We start from the raw sequence: 18,009 nt of genomic DNA, 5'->3' as shown, positions 1-18,009 counted from the left end.
TGCTGACCTCGTAAGGTCGTAGCCGTGCTGGAAGAGATGCGGATACGGTCGCTCGGCGTCATCGACGATGCGGTCGTCGAGCTGTCGCCCGGGTTCACTGCCGTCACCGGTGAGACGGGTGCGGGCAAGACCATGGTGGTCACCAGCCTCGGGCTGTTGCTCGGCGGGCGGGCGGACCCGGCGCTGGTGCGGATCGGGGCCGACAAGGCGGTCGTGGAGGGGCGGATCGCGGTGCCCCCGGGCGCCTCGGCCGTCGTACGCGCCGAGGAGGCCGGGGCAGAGCTCGACGACGGGGCGCTGCTGATCAGCCGTACCGTTTCCGCCGAAGGGCGGTCGCGGGCGCATGTGGGCGGGCGCAGCGTGCCCGTAGGGCTGCTCGCTGACCTCGCCGACGATCTCGTGGCCGTGCACGGGCAGACCGACCAGCAGGGGCTGCTGAAGCTGTCCCGGCAGCGGCAGGCGCTGGACCGGTACGCCGGGGACGCCGTCGCCGGGCCGCTCGCCAAGTACGGCGAGGCGTACCGGCGGCTGCGGGCCGTCTCCGTGGAGCTGGAAGAGATCACCACGCGCGCGCGTGAGCGGGCCCAGGAAGCCGACATGCTGCGGTTCGGGCTCGACGAGATCGCGGGTGTGGAGCCGCGGGCCGGGGAGGACGTGGAGCTGGCGGAGGAGGCCGAGCGGCTCGGGCACGCGGAGGCGCTGGCGTCCGCCGCCACGGCCGCTCATGCCGCCCTCGCCGGCAATCCGGAGGATCCCGAGGGCATCGACGCCGCCACGCTCGTCGCGGGGGCCCAGCGGGCCCTGGACGCCGTACGGGCGCACGATCCGGCGCTGGCCGCGCTCGCCGACCGGATCGGGGAGATCGGGATCCTGCTGGGCGATGTCGCCGGGGAGCTGGCGGGGTACGCCGACGATCTGGACGCGGATCCCCTGCGGCTGGCGGCCGTCGAGGAACGGCGGGCCGCGCTCACCGGTCTGACCCGGAAGTACGGGGAGGACATCAACTCCGTGCTCGCCTGGGCCGAGCAGAGTGCCGCGCGGCTGACCGAGCTGGACGGCGACGACGAGCGGATCGACGAGCTGACCGCCGAGCGGGACGCGCTGCGGACCGAACTGGGAGGCCTTGCCCAGGCGTTGACGGATGCGCGGACGGAGGCGGCGGAGCGTTTCGCGGCCGCCGTGACCGCGGAGCTCGCCTCGCTCGCGATGCCGCACGCGCGCGTGTCGTTCGACATCAGGCAGACCGAGGACCCGGAGGGCGTGGAGGTCGGCGGTCGTACGGTCGCCTACGGGCCGTCCGGCGCCGACGAGGTCGAGCTGCTGCTCGCCCCGCACCCGGGGGCGCCGCCCCGGCCCATCGCCAAGGGGGCGTCCGGCGGTGAGCTGTCGCGTGTGATGCTCGCCGTCGAGGTCGTGTTCGCGGGGACGGATCCCGTGCCGACGTATCTCTTCGACGAGGTCGACGCCGGCGTCGGCGGCAAGGCGGCCGTCGAGATCGGGCGGCGGCTGGCGAAGCTCGCCAAGACCGCGCAGGTCGTGGTCGTGACCCACCTGCCGCAGGTGGCCGCCTTCGCCGACCGGCAGTTGCTGGTCGAGAAGACCAACGACGGGTCCGTGACCCGCTCCGGCGTGAAGGTCCTCGAGGGCGAGGAGCGCGTGCGGGAACTGTCCCGGATGCTCGCAGGCCAGGAGGACTCCGAGACCGCCCGGGCACATGCGGAGGAACTGCTGGCGACGGCCCGGGCGGACGTCTGAGCGCTCCGCGGGCTGTGCCGCCCGGCGGCGGAGCCGCATATGGATACAGCCCCGCGCCCCTGAACGCCTTGCAGGCGCCGGTCCCTCGAAAGCGACCGGCGCCTGTGGTGCGGTAGGGACTACGCCGTGGCGCTGGGCGCCGCTGTGGCCGTGCCCGATGAGCTCGGCGAGTGCGCGAGGCCTGGCGACACGGGGTGCAAGCGGTGGGCGCGGCTCTGGGGGCTGCCGTCGTCGCCGGGTGGGGGAGGAACCGCGCGGTCATGGGGCGGGGGCCGGGTGGCCCTTTCTCACTCGTGCGAGTGACCAATGCCACCGCCCCACAGGCCCCGTGCGGCACTCGCGTCACCTTCTCGTTGTCGGAACACCCGTACGTCCTGGCATCCTTGGCCTAGTACGTGGAGGAAGCCGCGCGGTACACCCCCTCCGCTGGATCCTTCTGTACTTTCTTCGTGACCGCCCGACGCCGAACCAGGAGCCCCGGCCACGTGAGCCCCGTGAGCAGCCACGCACCGCACGGTCAGTCGGCGCTGCGCACCGTGCAGGTGCTGGGCGGCGGCAACGCCGGCAGCAGTGCGCATGTGCGTTCGCTGGCGGCGGGGCTCGTCGCGCGGGGCGTGCGGGTCACTGTCTGCGCGCCGGTCGAGGCCGATCACGCCTACGACTTCACGGGGACCGGCGCCGACCATGTGCACGTGCCGCGCAGCAGCGACCCGGGAGCCGTGACCGCGCTGCGGGAGGCGTGCAAGGACGCCGACCTGGTGCATGCGCACGGACTGCACGCCTCCTTCCGGGCCGCGCTGGCCCTCAGCGGCCGGCGCACCCCGCTCGTGGTCACCTGGCACAACCGCGCGCACGCCGAAGGAGCCCGCGCCCATCTGCTGCGCCTCCTGGAGCGCCGGGTCGTGAAGGCCGCCACCGTGGTGCTCGGCACCTCCTCCGACCTCGTGGACCGGGCCCGCCGGACCGGGGCCAGGGACGCGCGGCTGGCCGCCGTGGCGCTGCCCGGGCCGCCGCCGGGAGCGGAGGCGGAGGATCCCGATCGCCCCAGCCCCAAGGTCCGGGCCGAACTGGGCGCCACCGGGCGCCCGTTGCTGATGGCCGTCGGCTCCCTCGACCGGCACCGCGGTTACGAGACCCTGCTGGACGCCACGCGCGCGTGGCGGCGGCTCGACCCCGTGCCGCTCGTCGTGATCGCGGGGGAGGGCCCGCTGCGGACCGTGCTGCAGCGCCGTATCGAGGACGAGGGGCTGCCCGTCCGGCTCATCGGGCGGCGCGACGACGTGCGGACGCTGCTCGCCGCCGCCGATCTCGCACTGCTGCCCAGCAGCTGGGAATCGCGTTCCGTGCTCGCCCAGGAGGCGCTCCACGCGCGCGTGCCGCTCGTCGCGACCCGTGTCGGCGGCATCCCCGAACTCGTCGGCGACGCGGCCGAGCTCGTCCCGTACGGGGACGCGGAGGCCCTCGCCGACGCCGTCACCGGGCTCCTCGGCGACCCGGAGCGCCGTGAGCTGCTCCGCGAGAAGGGCGTCCGGCAGGCCGCCACCTGGCCGACCGAGGACGAGACCGTCGCCCAAGTGCTCAGCGTCTACGACGAGTTGACCCAGCACCGGCCGCTCGCCTGAGGGGCTCGTCCTAGGGGGTGTGCCGGCGTGCTCGCAGGGCCAGGCTCAACGCCAGTACCGTCTGCGGGTCGTCGAGGTCCGTGCCGAGCAACTCGCCGATCCGGGCCAGGCGGTTGTAGAGGGTCTGCCGGTTGAGGTGGAGTTCGCGGGCCGTCTCCGCCTTGCGGCCCGCGTGCGCCAGGTACGTCTCCAGGGTGGGCAGCAGGGGCGGCTTGGAGCGGTTGTCGTGGTCGCGGAGCGGACCGATCGCACGGTCCACGAAGGCCGCCAGGTCCGGGTGGTCGCGCAGCCGCCACAGCAGCAGGTCGATGTCGAGGCGGCGGGCGTCGTACCAGGGGCGGTCCGAGAGGCCCTGCGCCGCCGTCGCCGTCTCGGCCGCGTGTCTGAGGCCCGCCGACGCCGCCGCCCAGCCGCCCGCCACCCCGACGACCACCACCGGCGGTGGCGCCCCCGGCCGCTGCATCCCGGCCCGCTCCACGCCCGCCCGCAGCGCCGCCGCGACCCGGTCCGCGACCGCCGGCCGCTCCGCCTCCGCGCGCAGGCCGACCAGCAACGGCACCCGGCCCTCGACGGGCCGTACACCCAGCAGGACCGGAACCCCCACCGAGGCCAGCTCCTCGGCGACCGCGCGTGCCAGCACCGCCCAGCCCCCGCCCGGTGACAGCGTGTCGCCCAGCCGCATCACCACCGGCAGCAGCGGGCTGTTGCCGGGCCTGAAGCCCAGCACACGCGCCTGCGCTGGCGCGTCCTCCGCGGCGATACGGCCCTCGGCGAGATCGGTGAGGAAGTCCCCGCGGCCGCGTGCCGCCAGTTCTTCCTCCTGCCGGGCCTGCATCAGCACGACGGCCAGGATGCCGGCCGCCCGCTCGGCCGCGATGCGGTGCACGGGCGCCAGCGGGGCCCGCACCGGCAGGAGGACCAGGCGGGCCCGTACCGAACCTGTTCCCGGCCCGCCGCCGGGCACGTCCACGAGGACCGACCCCGACGGCGGCGGGGCGTCCCTGTGGTGGCCGCGCAGCCCCTCCCACACCTGGAGCGGGTCCGCGCCCTCGGGGCCGGCCCCGGCGGCGTACAGCAGCTGCCCGTCCGTCGTCTCCAGGAAGACCGGGTTGCCGCTGAAGTCGGCCAGGATGCCCAGCACCTGGGGCACCCCGCCGCCGCCCAGCAGGGCCTCGGTACAGCGGCGGTGCACCTCCTCGGCCCGCTGCAGCAGGGCGTAGTGGCCGTTGACGATCTCGGTGTGGACCTCCTCCGTGACCGCCACGAAGGGCACCTCGCGGTGCAGCTGGACCAGCGGGAGCCCGGCCGCGCGCGCCGTGTCGACGAGCGCGGCGGGCAGCCGGGTGAAGCGCGGGCCGAGCTCCACGACGAGGGCCGCGATACCGCGCTCGGCCAGGGTGCGCACGAACGCCCGCTGCTCGGCCGGCCGGGTGCCGAGACCGTAGCCCGTGGTCAGCAGCAGCTCGCCGCCCTTCAGCAGCGAGGCGATGTGCGGCACCTCGCCCGCGTGCACCCAGCGCACGGTGCGCTGCAGCCGGTCGGCGCCCGCGAGCACCTCCGGCAGTCCGCTGCGCAGACCAGGCAGCTCCAGCGCCCGCTGCACGGTGATCCCGGCCCCGTGCGTGTCGAATCTGCTGCCCGTACCGCTGCCCGTACTGCTGTCCATGAGCCGGACGCTACCCGCGCGGGTGCCTCCGGGACATCTCCGGGCGGGGGTTGGGGCCGCGTCGGCCGGGTAGCGGCCCGGGCATGGACTTCAGTGTGGTCGCCGTGGGGCGGGAGGACGAAAGTCCGGTCGACGAGCCGTTGCGGGTGGCGGCGCTCGCCGACCGGCTCGGCTACCGGGAGGTGTGGGCCGGGGAGGGGCCGACCTGGGACTCCTTCGTGCTGGCCGCCGCGATCGGCAGGGTCACCGAGCGGACCGCGCTGACCGCCGGGCCCGTCCCGGTGTCCGTGCGCGACCCGTACACCCTGGCCCGCGGTGCCGCGTCGGTCGCCGCCGTCACCGGACGGGCCGTCGGCGTGGCGCTGGGCACCTCCAGCAGACGGGTCGTCGAGGGCGTCCACGGGCGGCCCCGGACGCGCCCCGCGGCCGTACTGGAGGAGACGGCGGCAGCGCTCCGGGGACTGCTGCACGCTCCACCGGGCGAGCCCGTCGTGCCCGGCAGCACCTTCCGGCGCCGTCTTGCGCCGCCCGGCGGCCCGCTCACCGTCGCCGCGTTCGGCGACCGTGCGGTCGCCACCGCCGCCGCGCACGCCGACCGCATGCTGCTCGACATCGTCACCCCGGAACAGGTGCGCGAGCTGCGCGCCAAGCTGCTCGCGGCGGCGGAGAAGGCGGGCCGTACGCCGCCCACGCTCGCCGCCTGGCTGCCCGCCGCCGTCGATCCGGAGCCGGAGTCCCTCGCCCAGGTCCTGCGGAGCGTCGCCGGGTACCTGACCGTGCCGGGCTACAGCGACGTGTTCACGGCAGCGGGCTTCGGGGAGGCGGTGCAGCTGGCCGCGACCGGCGCCGGTCCCGACGTCCTGGTCCGCGCCCTGCCGCCCGCGGCCGCGGGCACGGTCGGCCTGGTCGGTGATGCCGATGCCGTACGCGCCCGTGTCGACGCCTATGCCGAGGCCGGGCTGGACGAGATCGCGCTCGTGCCGGCGACGGCCGGTGATCCGGCGGGGGAACGAACGCTCCGGGTGCTGCGAGCCTGTGACTGATCCCGTCCAGGTTCCGTAGTCCGCCGCGACATGCGGCTCCGTCGCCGGGCGGCAGGGCCCGCGGAGCGCTCAGGCCGGCCTGATGTTGTGGTTGAAGCGGAAGACGTTGTCCGGGTCGTAGCGGCGCTTCAGCTCGCCCAGCCGCCGGGTGTTCTCCGCGCCCATGCCGGCGACCACCCGCTCGGGCCCCTCGTCGCCGATGAAGTTGAGGTAGACCGCGCCTGTGCTCCACGGCCGGACGTCGGCACGCACGTCGCGCACCCACCGCAGGCACCGCTCGTCGTCCGCCGGGTCCTGCCAGATGCCGAAGGGGTGCACCGCCCACGGCGCGTCCCGATAGGGCACGGGGTACTCGTGCGGACCGTCCGCGATCGCGCCGCCCTGCGGGAGCAGAGCACGTACTGGACGCCCGTCGGTACGGGTATCGCCTCGCCGCGGGCGCAGTAGACGTCCACCAGCTCGTCGGGCAGGCCCGTCAGGTACTCCGCCGACCAGTAGTTCCGCAGCCCGGGTGGATCGTCGAGCAGGCACTGCACCTCGGCGTACGGCATCGCGCCGACGACCTCGGCCTCGTGCGGAAGCGCCAGCAGCGGCTCGGCGAGCTTGCGCAGGTCCTCCTCGCCGCCGACGTAGGTCAGCAGCGCAGCGCACATCAGACGGCCGACCAGCTGGGGCGGTACGAAGTCGGCCGGCGGGCCGGTGACGTAGACGGCCATCCCGGACGCCTCGACCGGGGCGGCCGTGATGATCTCGCGGTAGGTGCGCACCACCTCGCGGCCGAAGGCCGGCAGGTACATCACGAACGCGACGGAGAACGCGGGCAGTTCGTGCAGCTCCAGGGTCAGTGCGGTGACGACGCCGAAGTTGCCGCCCCCGCCGTGCAGGCCCCAGAAAAGCTCCGGGTTCTCGTCGGCGTTGGCGTGCACCCGCTCGCCGTCGGCGGTGACCAGCTCCACGCCCAGCAGGTTGTCGACGGCCAGTCCGCACCAGCGGTCCAGCCAGCCGGTGCCGCCGCCGAGCACGAAGCCGCCGACGCCGGTGGTGGAGGCCCGGCCGCCGGTGGTCGCAAGGCCGTACGGCTCGGTCGCGCGGTCGAGGTCGCTCATGGTGGCGCCGCCCGCGATCCGTACCGCCTCGGCCGCGGGGGCCACGGTGACGGCGCGCATATGGCGCAGGTCCACGACCAGCCCGCCGTCGTTCACCGCCATGCCCGCCACACTGTGCCCCCCGCCGCGCACGGCGATCTTCAGGTCCAACTCCCGGCCGAAGCGCACGGCCCGTACGACGTCGTCCTCGTCCACGCACTGCGCGATCACCGCCGGCCGCCGGTCGATCACGGCGTTGAAGACCGCCCGGGCCTCGTCGTAGCCGACATCCCCCGGGGCGAACACATCGCCGACCAGATCCTCACGCAGCGCGGCGAGGGCCGCGCCCGCCTTCGACGGGGAAGCCATGAGGCGCCCCCTTCCGTACAGGGGCTGTTGGTTCCAGCGTAGGCGGGCCCGGCCCGGCGGTCCTGTTCAGCCGCCGTAGGCCCCCGAGGCCGTCAGGCGCAGTGCCGTGTCGATGAGCGGGACGTGGCTGAAGGCCTGCGGGAAGTTGCCGACCTGGCGCTGCAGGCGCGGGTCCCACTCCTCGGCGAGCAGACCGAGGTCGTTGCGGAGCGCGAGCAGCTTCTCGAACAGCTTGCGGGCCTCGTCCACGCGGCCGATCATCGCCAGGTCGTCCGCCATCCAGAACGAGCAGGCCAGGAACGCCCCTTCGTCGCCGGGCAGGCCGTCTACGCCCTCGCTGGAACCCTCCGTCGGGTAGCGCAGGATGAAGCCGTCCGGCGTGGACAGCTCACGCTGGATCGCCTCGATCGTGCCGATGACGCGCTTGTCGTCGGGCGGCAGGAAGCCCATCTGCGGGATCAGCAGCAGCGAGGCGTCCAGCTCCTTCGAGCCGTACGACTGGGTGAAGGTGTTGCGCTCCTTGTCGTAGCCCTTCTCGCACACGTCCCGGTGGATGTCGTCGCGCAGGTCGCGCCAGCGCTCCAGCGGGCCGTCCGCGTCCCCGGACTCGATGAGCTTGATGGTGCGGTCGACGGCGACCCAGGCCATGACCTTGGAGTGCACGAAGTGGCGGCGCGGGCCGCGCACCTCCCAGATGCCCTCGTCCGGCTCGTCCCAGTGCTGCTCCAGGTAGCGGATCAGCTTGAGCTGGAGCAGGGAGGCGTAGTCGCTGCGGGCCAGGCCGGTCATGTGGCCCAGGTGCAGGGCCTCGGTGACCTCGCCGTACACGTCCAGCTGGAGCTGGTGGGCGGCGCCGTTTCCGACACGCACCGGCGCCGAGTTCTCGTAACCGGGCAGCCAGTCCAGCTCCGCCTCGCCCAGCTCGCGCTCGCCCGCGATGCCGTACATGATCTGCAGGTTCTCGGGGTCGCCGGCCACTGCCCGCAGCAGCCACTCGCGCCAGGCGCGGGCCTCCTCTCGGTAGCCGGTGCGCAGCAGCGAGGACAGGGTGATCGCAGCGTCCCGCAGCCAGGTGTAGCGGTAGTCCCAGTTGCGGACGCCGCCGATGTCCTCCGGCAGCGAGGTGGTGGGGGCGGCGACGATGCCGCCGGTCGGGGCGTACGTCAGCGCCTTCAGCGTGATCAGGGAGCGGATCACGGCCTCGCGGTACGGGCCGTGGTACGTGCAGTGCTCCACCCACTCCCGCCAGAAGTCCTCCGTCGCCTCCAGCGAGGCCTCCGGCTCCGGCAGCGGCGGCGGCTCCTTGTGCGAGGGCTGCCAGGAGATGGTGAAGGCGATGCGGTCACCGGGAGCGACCGTGAAGTCCGAGTACGTGGTCAGCGACTTGCCGTAGGTCTCGCACTCGGTGTCGTACCAGACCGAGTCCGGGCCGGCCACGGCGACCGTGCGGCCGTCGTGCTTGTGCACCCAGGGCACGACCCGGCCGTACGAGAAACGCATCCTGAGGGCCGAGCGCATCGGGACGCGGCCGGAGACACCCTCGACGATGCGGATCAGCTGGGGGGCGCCGTCACGCGGGGGCATGAAATCGGTCACCCGGACCGTGCCGCGCGGGGTGTCCCACTCGGATTCCAGGATCAGGGAGTCGCCGCGGTAGCTGCGCCGGGCCGCGGTCGGGGGCTGCGCCTCGGCCGCGTGGGCGGGGCCGAGCCGCCAGAATCCGTGTTCCTCGGTGCCCAGCAGGCCGGCGAAGATGGCGTGCGAGTCGAAGCGGGGCAGGCACAGCCAGTCCACTGTGCCGTCCCGGCAGACCAAGGCGGCGGTCTGCATGTCTCCGATGAGTGCGTAGTCTTCGATGCGCCCGGCCACGTGCAACTCCAGTCGAACGGCCACGTCACCCCCGTGAAGGAAGGGGGCTGTCGCTTATTGCGGTCAAGGGGTCGTTGTAATGCGTCGTTGAGCGGTGAAGCAAAGCAGTCGTCCTGGCCGTGTGGCAAAACGACAATTGATGCTCAACGAACTGACGAGCTCTCGTTGTTCCGGTCATCACGTGCGGGGGTGGTGCCGTGTACCCGGCCGGGCTCGGCAGCGAGTGTCCGAGCAGGATACGACGCACGTAGATGATCTGCGTGCCGCTCCGGGCAACCCGACTAGGCCGAACGGGTGAGCATCGGGTGAGAAACGCGAAGGACCGTGCGGCTGTGTGGTGACTCGTGTGCGGTGCGTGGCCGGAAGCCATCTCCTCCGGGCGCTGATACCCTGGTAGCCCGTGGACCGGTGGGCGAGAAATCCCCGGCACCGCACCTCGAACCGCGACCACGGGAGCCCCCTCTTGGCCATGCCGCCGAAATCTACGACGACCAAGCACATCTTCGTCACCGGGGGTGTCGCCTCCTCCTTGGGCAAGGGCCTGACGGCCTCCAGCCTGGGCATGCTCCTCAAGGCGCGGGGCCTGCGGGTCGTGATGCAGAAGCTCGACCCGTACCTGAACGTCGACCCGGGCACGATGAACCCCTTCCAGCACGGTGAGGTGTTCGTCACCAACGACGGCGCCGAGACGGACCTGGACATCGGCCACTACGAGCGCTTCCTCGACCGCGACCTGGACGGCTCGGCGAACGTCACCACGGGTCAGGTCTACTCGACGGTGATCGCCAAGGAGCGGCGCGGTGAGTACCTCGGGGACACCGTGCAGGTCATCCCGCACATCACCAACGAGATCAAGCACCGCATCCGGCGCATGGCGACCGACGAGGTCGACGTCGTCATCACCGAGGTGGGCGGCACGGTCGGCGACATCGAGTCGCTGCCGTTCCTGGAGACCGTCCGCCAGGTCCGCCACGAGGTCGGGCGTGACAACGTCTTCGTCGTCCACATCTCCCTCCTGCCCTACATCGGTCCGTCGGGAGAGCTGAAGACGAAGCCGACCCAGCACTCGGTTGCGGCCCTGCGGAACATCGGTATTCAGCCAGATGCGATCGTGCTGCGCTGCGACCGTGAGGTCCCCACGGCGATCAAGCGCAAGATCTCCCTGATGTGTGACGTCGACGAGGCCGCGGTGGTCGCCTGCCCCGACGCCCGCTCGATCTACGACATCCCCAAGACCGTGCACGGCGAGGGCCTGGACGCCTATGTCGTCCGCAAGCTGGACCTGCCGTTCCGCGACGTGGACTGGCGGACCTGGGACGACCTGCTCGACCGCGTCCACAACCCCGACCACGAGATCACCCTCGCGCTGGTCGGCAAGTACATCGACCTGCCCGACGCCTATCTCTCGGTCACCGAGGCGCTGCGCGCCGGCGGCTTCGCCAACCGGGCCCGAGTGAAGATCAAGTGGGTCACCTCCGACGACTGCAAGACCCCGGCCGGTGCCGCGGCGCAGCTCGGCGACGTCGACGGCATCTGCATCCCGGGCGGCTTCGGCGACCGCGGTGTGCTCGGCAAGGTCGGCGCGATCAAGTACGCCCGCGAGAACAAGATCCCGCTGCTCGGCCTCTGCCTGGGCCTGCAGTGCATCGTGATCGAGGCCGCGCGCAACCTGGCCGGCATCACCGACGCCAACTCCACCGAGTTCGACTCCGCCACCGGCCACCCGGTCATCTCCACCATGGCCGAGCAGCTCGACATCGTGGCCGGTGAGGGCGACATGGGCGGCACGATGCGGCTGGGCATGTACCCGGCCAAGCTGGCCGAGGGCTCGATCGTGCGTGAGGTCTACGACGGCAAGGAGTACGTCGAGGAGCGCCACCGGCACCGCTACGAGGTGAACAACGCCTACCGCGCGGAGCTGGAGAAGAAGGCCGGCATCCTGTTCTCCGGCACTTCGCCCGACGGCAAGCTCGTCGAGTACGTGGAGTACCCGCGCGAGACGCACCCTTACCTGGTGGCGACCCAGGCGCACCCCGAGCTGCGCTCCCGCCCGACCCGGCCGCACCCGCTGTTCGCGGGTCTGGTGAAGGCCTCGGTCGAGCGGAAGAATTCCAAGTAGCACACCAGTTGTACGGTGGCCGGGGCGCTCGCATTCAAAAGGTGAGCGCCCCGTTTCACTCGGCGTGTGGCGCAAGCGTGCGGAAGGACAGGGCATGACGATCAAGGACACCCCCGAGGAGTGGGAGATCCGGGCGACGGAGACCCCCTTCGTGGGCAACAAGACCTCCGTGCGCACGGACGACGTGGTCATGCCGGACGGACATGTGGTCCGCCGCGACTACCAGGTCCACCCCGGTTCGGTCGCCGTCCTCGCCCTCGACGAGGAGGGCCGGGTCCTGCTCGTCCGCCAGTACCGCCACCCCGTGCGCCACAAGCTGTGGGAGATCCCGGCCGGCCTGCTCGACGTGCCCGGCGAGAACCCGCTGCACGCGGCCCAGCGCGAGCTGTACGAGGAGGCGCACGTCAAGGCCGAGGACTGGCGTGTGCTGACCGACGTCTACACCACCCCCGGCGGCTGCGACGAGGCCGTGCGCATCTTCCTCGCCCGGGATCTGTCCGAGGCCGAGGGCGACCGCTTCGAGGTCGAGCACGAAGAGGCCGACATGGAGATCGCGCGGGTGCCCCTGAAGGAGCTCGTACGGGGCGTTCTCGGGGGCGAGCTGCACAACAACTGCCTTGTCGTGGGCGTCCTTTCGCTGGTCGCCGCAGAGCAGGGCGACGGGCTCGACGCGCTGCGCCCCGCCGAGGCGCCGTGGCCCGCCCGTCCCTTCGAGTCCTGAACGCCACCCGCCTTCGTACCGGTGTGACGATCTGCTGATCCGATCGGGGGATGTGCCCGCCGTGCTCCGCCAGGTTCGTTGCAGAGCGTGAACTAGGCTCTGTTGATGCCCGGTACCGGAGTCCCGGCGGGCTTGCGCGTGCGGTGGGACGGGAGTGTGGCCCGTGACGGATCAGGCGGTCAACACAGACGGTGTACGGCTGTCGGGGCACGCTGCTGACGAGAGCCGGTTCCTGGGCCGTACAAGGGAGTTGAAGGAACTCCGCGCCGACATCGAGCGCGCGGGCCTGGACACCCTCTCCGGCCGCAAGGCTCCACGCGCGCGCGTACTGCTCATCGCGGGCAGGCCCGGTTCGGGACGCACCGCCCTCGCCGAGGAACTGGTACGGCAGGTTGCGCACCGTTACGACGACGGCGTGCTCCGGGCGCGGCTGAGCGAGCCCGACGGCACACCCGTCCCCCTCGCGCAGACCGCCCGCGAACTGCTCGCCGCGCTGCAGCTGCCCACCCCCGCCGGAGCCGCCGCGGACGACCTGGCCGAGGCCCTGCGCTCCGCCCTCGCCGACCGCCGGGCCCTGGTGCTGCTCGACGACGCGGCGGACCCCGAGCAGGTCGACGCCCTGCTGCCGGACTCACCGGACTGCCTGGTCGTGGCCGTGTCGAGCGGTCCCCTGACCGGTATCTCCGACGTCCGCCCCTGCACCCTGGGCGGCCTCGACACCAAGTCCGCCCTGGAGCTGCTCACCCGGTACACCGGCTCGGTCCGCATCACCGTCGACCCCCGTGCCGCCGAGGGCCTGGTCGAGGAGTGCCAGGGCCACCCCGCGGCGCTGACGCTGGCGGGCGGCTGGCTCGCCGCCCGCCCCAAGGCCGCCGTAGCCGATCTGGCCAAGCATCTGCACACGGAGGGTGAGGGCACGCCCCTCAGCCGGGTCTTCGGGCTCGTATACACCTCGCTGCCCGCCCCGTCCGCCCGGATGCTGCGGCTGCTCTCCCTCGCCCCGGCCGGCCTGGTCGACCCGCACACCGCGGCCTCGCTCGCCGGCTGCTCGGTCGGCGACGCCCACACCGCGCTGGACGAGTTCGTCGCCCTCGGTCTGCTGCGGGCAGCGCACTCGCCGCTGCCGCAGTACGAGGTGCCGGGCTGTCTGCACCCCCTGCTCAAGAAGCTCACCCAGAGCCAGGACCGCCCCGGCGAGGTGCAGCTGGCCCGCGCCCGGATGCTGGAGCGGACCGTACGGCTGCTGCAGTCCTGCCGGGTGATCACCGAGACGGACAGCCCCGAGGCGCGCGAGAAGCTCCAGGGCATGCCGCGCTCCCTGCGCTTCCCCGGCCCACGGGCCGCCGAGGACTGGCTGCGCCTGCGCAGGCCCGCGCTGCTGGCCGCGGCCCGGCTGGCCGTCGCGGACGGGGAGCTGGACACCCTCGCCCGCCGGCTGATGTCCCAGCTGGTCAAGGCCATGGTCGCGCACTTCGGCACCCGGGCCGCCGCCCCCGACCTGTACGGCATCCACCGGCTCGTCCTGGACGTGGCCGAGCGACGGGACCTGCCCCGCGAGAAGGCCGCCGCACTGCTGAACCTCGGCGACCTGGACGCCCAGACCGGCCGCACGAGGGAGGCGCTGGCCCGCTACCGGGCCGCGCTGGACGCCGGACGGGAGGCGAACGACCCGTACGCGAGCGGCCGCGCAATGGAATCCGTAGGCGGTGCGCATCTGGAGCTCGGGGACTACGACCGGGCCGCCGACTGGTTCGGCCGCGCCCTCGCCGAGCGCCTGGCCCGGGACGAGCGGGCGGCCGCCGCCCGGCTCTACGGCCGTATCGCCGCGGCCCACACCTATGCGGGCCGCTACGGCGAGGCCCAGCGCGGCTGGCGCACGGCGATCGCCCGGCACCGCAAGAACGGCGACATCGCCTCCCACGCACGGGCGTTGAGCGAACTCGCGCGCGTCCAGGAGTACGCGGGACGGCCCGAGGAGTCGCTGCGCACCTGCCACGAGGCGGTGGAGTGGGCCCGGCGCGCCGAGGACGTACGGCTGCAGGCGGCACTGCAGCTGCGGCTCGCCGACACGCTGGAACGCCTGGGCGATCCCGCCTCCGCCCAGCTGCACCGGGGCACGGCCGAGCGGCTGCTGGGACAGGAGCGCGAGGCCGGTGAGCAGGAGCCGAAGCCCCTTGATCCCTTGCAACAGGACGATGACACCTGCGAAATCCGTAGTACATCTGGCGAAGATTGATGCAATGAAAGGCTAGACACAGAGAACGCCTTCATTAGACTGGCTCTGCCGCACCTTCTCCTGCGGTGTCTCCCGGTGTGCTCGTGCATGCCTGGGTATGTGTTGTATTGCCCCACATCCACTGAGCCAAGGACCGTGATCGACGTGAAGGTCGGCATCCCCCGCGAGGTCAAGAACAACGAGTTCCGGGTGGCCATCACCCCCGCCGGTGTGCACGAGCTCGTGCGCCACGGCCACCAGGTCGTCATCGAGCACGACGCCGGTGTCGGATCGTCGATCCCGGACAGCGAGTACGTCGCCGCCGGTGCGCAGATCCTGCCGACCGCCGACGAGGTGTGGGCCGCCGCCGACCTGCTGCTGAAGGTCAAGGAGCCCATCGCCGAGGAGTACCACCGGCTGCGCAAGGACCAGACGCTCTTCACGTACCTGCACCTGGCCGCCTCCAAGGAGTGCACCGACGCGCTCATCGAGTCCGGCACCACGGCGATCGCCTACGAGACCGTCGAACTGCCCAACCGTGCGCTGCCGCTGCTCGCCCCCATGTCCGAGGTCGCGGGCCGGCTGGCCCCGCAGGTCGGCGCCTACCACCTGATGCGCTCGGCCGGCGGCCGTGGCGTGCTGCCCGGCGGCGTCCCCGGCACCCAGCCCGCGAAGGCCGTCGTCATCGGCGGTGGCGTCTCCGGCTGGAACGCGACGCAGATCGCGGTCGGCCTGGGCTTCCACGTCACGCTGCTCGACCGCGACATCAACAAGCTGCGCGAGGCGGACAAGGTCTTCGGCACCAAGGTCCGGGCGATCATGTCCAACTCCTTCGAGCTGGAGAAGGCCGTCCTGGACGCCGACCTCGTCGTCGGCGCGGTCCTCATCCCCGGCGCCAAGGCCCCGAAGCTGGTCACCAACGAGCTCGTCTCCCGTATGAAGCCCGGCAGTGTCCTTGTCGACATCGCGATCGACCAGGGCGGCTGCTTCGAGGACTCCCGTCCGACCACGCACGCCGAGCCGACCTTCCAGGTCCACGACTCGGTCTTCTACTGCGTCGCCAACATGCCGGGCGCGGTGCCCAACACCTCCACCTACGCGCTCACCAACGCGACGCTGCCCTACATCGTCGAACTCGCCGACCACGGCTGGGTGGAGGCGCTGCGCCGCGATCCCGCGCTCGCCAAGGGGCTCAACACCCATGACGGCAAGGTCGTTTACCGCGAGGTCGCAGAGGCGCACGGACTGGAGCACGTGGAGCTCGAGAGCCTGATCGGCTGACCTGCCCGGCGGGCGGAGAGTCGTCGAGCCGGTAAGTCACCATTCGGCGGACTGCTAAGTCATCATTGGGTAAAAGGCGATACGTCAACACAGGTCGTCAACAGCGCACATCCGGCCGGACCTTGCCCGACGAGGTCCGGCCGGATGTGTGTATGGTCACTTTGCGGCTCTAGGTCAACTCGCCTCGAACGTAACCCTTCGACCGATTCGCACACCCGCGAAACCTGCCGTGCGACGGCCGTACGCCCTTGACAGAGGGATGTTTCATTGCCGACACATCCTGCCGGGTCCGGCGGATTGTGTTGCTGCGGACGCCCGACACGCCATAGAGTCGCCAACCGTCGGCATGGTGCCACGCTGACCTGTCTAGAAGTTTCCTGGTCACCAAGGAGGTAAGACGACTTGTGAATGAGTCGACATTTTCTCCCGGGGGTGGTCAACCAGGAGCGCCTGTACGGGACCAGGGTCCCGCGGGGTTCGAGGCTGTCGGCTCCGTAGCTGTGCGCACCTTCGCAGCCCACCAGAGCCCGGGTCCGCAGGTGATCCGGACTGCACACCAGAGCATGGATGGCCATCACGTGAACGCCATGGCCGGCGACGGAAGTGGCGCGCCCCACAACCACTTCGCCGACTACGACGAACTGCCCGAAGGGCACTTCTACGACCCCGACGCGGAGTACGAGCCGGATCCCGAGTACGCGGCCACCCTCGCGCCCGACGCTGCCCGCCAGCGCCGTGAGCGCATCGGCCCGACCGGACGTCCGCTCCCGTACTTCCCCATCCCGGGCCCGCTGACCGACCACGGGCCCGCGAAGATCATCGCGATGTGCAACCAGAAGGGCGGCGTCGGCAAGACGACGTCGACCATCAACCTGGGTGCCGCGCTCGCGGAGTACGGACGCCGCGTGCTGCTCGTGGACTTCGACCCGCAGGGCGCGCTGTCGGTGGGCCTCGGCGTCAATCCGATGGAGCTCGACCTCACCGTCTACAACCTGCTCATGGAGCGGGGCATGGCGGCCGACGAGGTGCTCCTGAAGACGGCGGTCCCGAACATGGACCTGCTGCCCAGCAACATCGACCTGTCCGCCGCCGAGGTGCAGCTGGTCTCGGAGGTCGCGCGCGAGTCCACGCTCCAGCGGGCCCTGAAGCCGCTGATGGCCGACTACGACTACATCGTGATCGACTGTCAGCCCTCACTGGGTCTGCTGACGGTGAACGCGCTGACGGCCGCGCACAAGGTGATCGTGCCGCTCGAGTGCGAGTTCTTCGCCCTGCGCGGTGTGGCACTGCTGACGGAGACGATCGAGAAGGTCCAGGAGCGGCTCAACCCCGAGCTGGAGCTCGACGGGATCCTGGCCACGATGTACGACTCGCGCACGGTCCACAGCCGCGAGGTGCTGGCCCGTGTGGTCGAGGCCTTCGACGACCACGTCTACCACACGGTCATCGGACGCACGGTCCGCTTCCCGGAGACCACGGTCGCCGGTGAGCCGATCACCACGTACGCCTCCAACTCCGTCGGCGCCGCCGCCTACCGTCAGCTCGCCAGGGAGGTGCTCGCCCGGTGTCACGCCGAGTGAGTCTGCCGGGGGCCGACGAACTCTTCCGTACGACAGGGGGAATGGCGCTCCAGCCGTCCACTCCACGGCGGGGGGCCAACGGCGAAGCCCGGGTGCCCGCGCCCGCGGGGGAGAGCGATCCGGCCGCGGCCGCCTCGCCCGAGGACGCGCCGCAGTCGGTGCCCGCGCAGGGCGGCGACGGCGAGGGCCCGGAGCACGTGGCCGCGGAGCCGGAGCCGGCGGACGCCGGTGAGTCCCGCAGCCGAGCGGCGGGCCAGGAGCGCTCCGGGCGACGTCAGGGGGCGGCGCAGGAAGGTTCTGCCGCCACCGGTGCCCAGTCCCGCAAGCGCGGCCGCTCGTCGGCCTCGCGCCGGCCCAGCGGCCGCGAGCGGCACGACGAGAAGATCACCGTGTATGTCTCCGCCGAGGAGCTCATGGACCTGGAGCACGCACGCCTGGTGCTCCGCGGTGAGCACGGCCTCGCGGTCGACCGCGGGCGGATCGTCCGCGAGGCGGTCGCCGTGGTCCTGGCCGACCTGGAGTCCCGCGGGGACGCGAGCATCCTCGTACGCCGGCTGCGCGGGCGGTAGCGGTAGCCTGCGGGGGCCATGACCTCGAACGACGTACCCGCCCCCGGCGCCGGCACCTCCGGCGGCCGTCGGCGTGTACTGGGCCGGGGGCCCGGCGCCCCACGGGTCGAGCCGG

11 protein-coding genes and 1 pseudogene are annotated in these 18,009 nt (G+C 72.2%); 9 read left to right on the top strand and 3 right to left on the bottom strand.

All coding sequences use genetic code 11. From position 1 onward, the window contains the following. Positions 1-36: 36 nt before the first annotated feature. Together recN and ACIBW9_RS29925 are read left to right on the top strand one after the other, a co-directional pair. Entirely contained in the window at positions 37-1,755 is a 1,719-nt protein-coding gene (gene recN, locus ACIBW9_RS29930; protein ID WP_398960166.1) for a DNA repair protein RecN, read from the top strand. A gap of 485 nt (positions 1,756-2,240) precedes the next feature. Beyond that, positions 2,241-3,377, top strand: a complete 1,137-nt coding sequence (locus tag ACIBW9_RS29925; protein ID WP_398960149.1) for a glycosyltransferase family 4 protein — start codon at positions 2,241-2,243, stop codon at positions 3,375-3,377. A 10-nt stretch (positions 3,378-3,387) separates the two neighbouring features. On the opposite strand, the gene ACIBW9_RS29920 is transcribed toward ACIBW9_RS29925, so the two are convergent. Then, on the bottom strand, positions 3,388-5,043 hold the full coding sequence (locus tag ACIBW9_RS29920; RefSeq protein ID WP_398960148.1) for a PucR family transcriptional regulator: 1,656 nt from the start codon (positions 5,041-5,043) through the stop codon (positions 3,388-3,390). An 83-nt stretch (positions 5,044-5,126) separates the two neighbouring features. Between ACIBW9_RS29920 and ACIBW9_RS29915 the strand changes: the two genes are divergently transcribed. Then, positions 5,127-6,086, top strand: a complete 960-nt coding sequence (locus ACIBW9_RS29915; RefSeq protein WP_398960147.1) for an LLM class F420-dependent oxidoreductase — start codon at positions 5,127-5,129, stop codon at positions 6,084-6,086. A 69-nt stretch (positions 6,087-6,155) separates the two neighbouring features. Here ACIBW9_RS29915 and ACIBW9_RS29910 read toward each other — a convergent pair. Next, positions 6,156-7,540 (bottom strand): annotated as a pseudogene (locus ACIBW9_RS29910) (FAD-binding oxidoreductase). Positions 7,541-7,606: 66 nt separating this feature from the next. After that, positions 7,607-9,409, bottom strand: coding sequence for a glycoside hydrolase family 15 protein (locus ACIBW9_RS29905; protein ID WP_398960165.1), 1,803 nt, complete (start codon positions 9,407-9,409; stop codon positions 7,607-7,609). A 469-nt stretch (positions 9,410-9,878) separates the two neighbouring features. Here ACIBW9_RS29905 and ACIBW9_RS29900 point away from each other — a divergent pair, with 469 nt between their 5' ends. The 6 genes from ACIBW9_RS29900 to ACIBW9_RS29875 all read left to right on the top strand — a co-directional run bounded on the left by ACIBW9_RS29900 (position 9,879) and on the right by ACIBW9_RS29875 (position 17,894). Next, entirely contained in the window at positions 9,879-11,528 is a 1,650-nt protein-coding gene (locus ACIBW9_RS29900) for a CTP synthase (protein ID WP_365843002.1), read from the top strand. A 94-nt stretch (positions 11,529-11,622) separates the two neighbouring features. After that, positions 11,623-12,249, top strand: a complete 627-nt coding sequence (locus tag ACIBW9_RS29895) for an NUDIX domain-containing protein (protein ID WP_398960146.1) — start codon at positions 11,623-11,625, stop codon at positions 12,247-12,249. Positions 12,250-12,412: 163 nt separating this feature from the next. Further along, a complete protein-coding gene (locus ACIBW9_RS29890) occupies positions 12,413-14,485 on the top strand; it encodes a tetratricopeptide repeat protein (protein ID WP_398960145.1) in 2,073 nt (690 codons plus the stop codon). 135 nt (positions 14,486-14,620) lie between these two features. Then, complete coding sequence (gene ald / locus ACIBW9_RS29885; protein WP_344404103.1) at positions 14,621-15,745, top strand: alanine dehydrogenase; 1,125 nt, start codon at positions 14,621-14,623, stop codon at positions 15,743-15,745. Positions 15,746-16,149: 404 nt separating this feature from the next. Next, positions 16,150-17,325: a ParA family protein gene (locus ACIBW9_RS29880; RefSeq protein WP_099927832.1), complete on the top strand. Its 1,176-nt coding sequence runs from the start codon at positions 16,150-16,152 to the stop codon at positions 17,323-17,325. After that, positions 17,310-17,894, top strand: coding sequence for a hypothetical protein (locus ACIBW9_RS29875; RefSeq protein ID WP_398960144.1), 585 nt, complete (start codon positions 17,310-17,312; stop codon positions 17,892-17,894). Before ACIBW9_RS29880 ends, ACIBW9_RS29875 begins: the two co-directional genes overlap by 16 nt. Positions 17,895-18,009: the final 115 nt, after the last annotated feature.

The organism is Streptomyces sp. NPDC049541 (assembly GCF_044465725.1).
In the GTDB taxonomy this organism is placed as follows: domain Bacteria; phylum Actinomycetota; class Actinomycetes; order Streptomycetales; family Streptomycetaceae; genus Streptomyces.
Note: the sequence above shows the minus strand (reverse complement) of the source record. Positions and strands in the feature narration are given on the sequence as shown.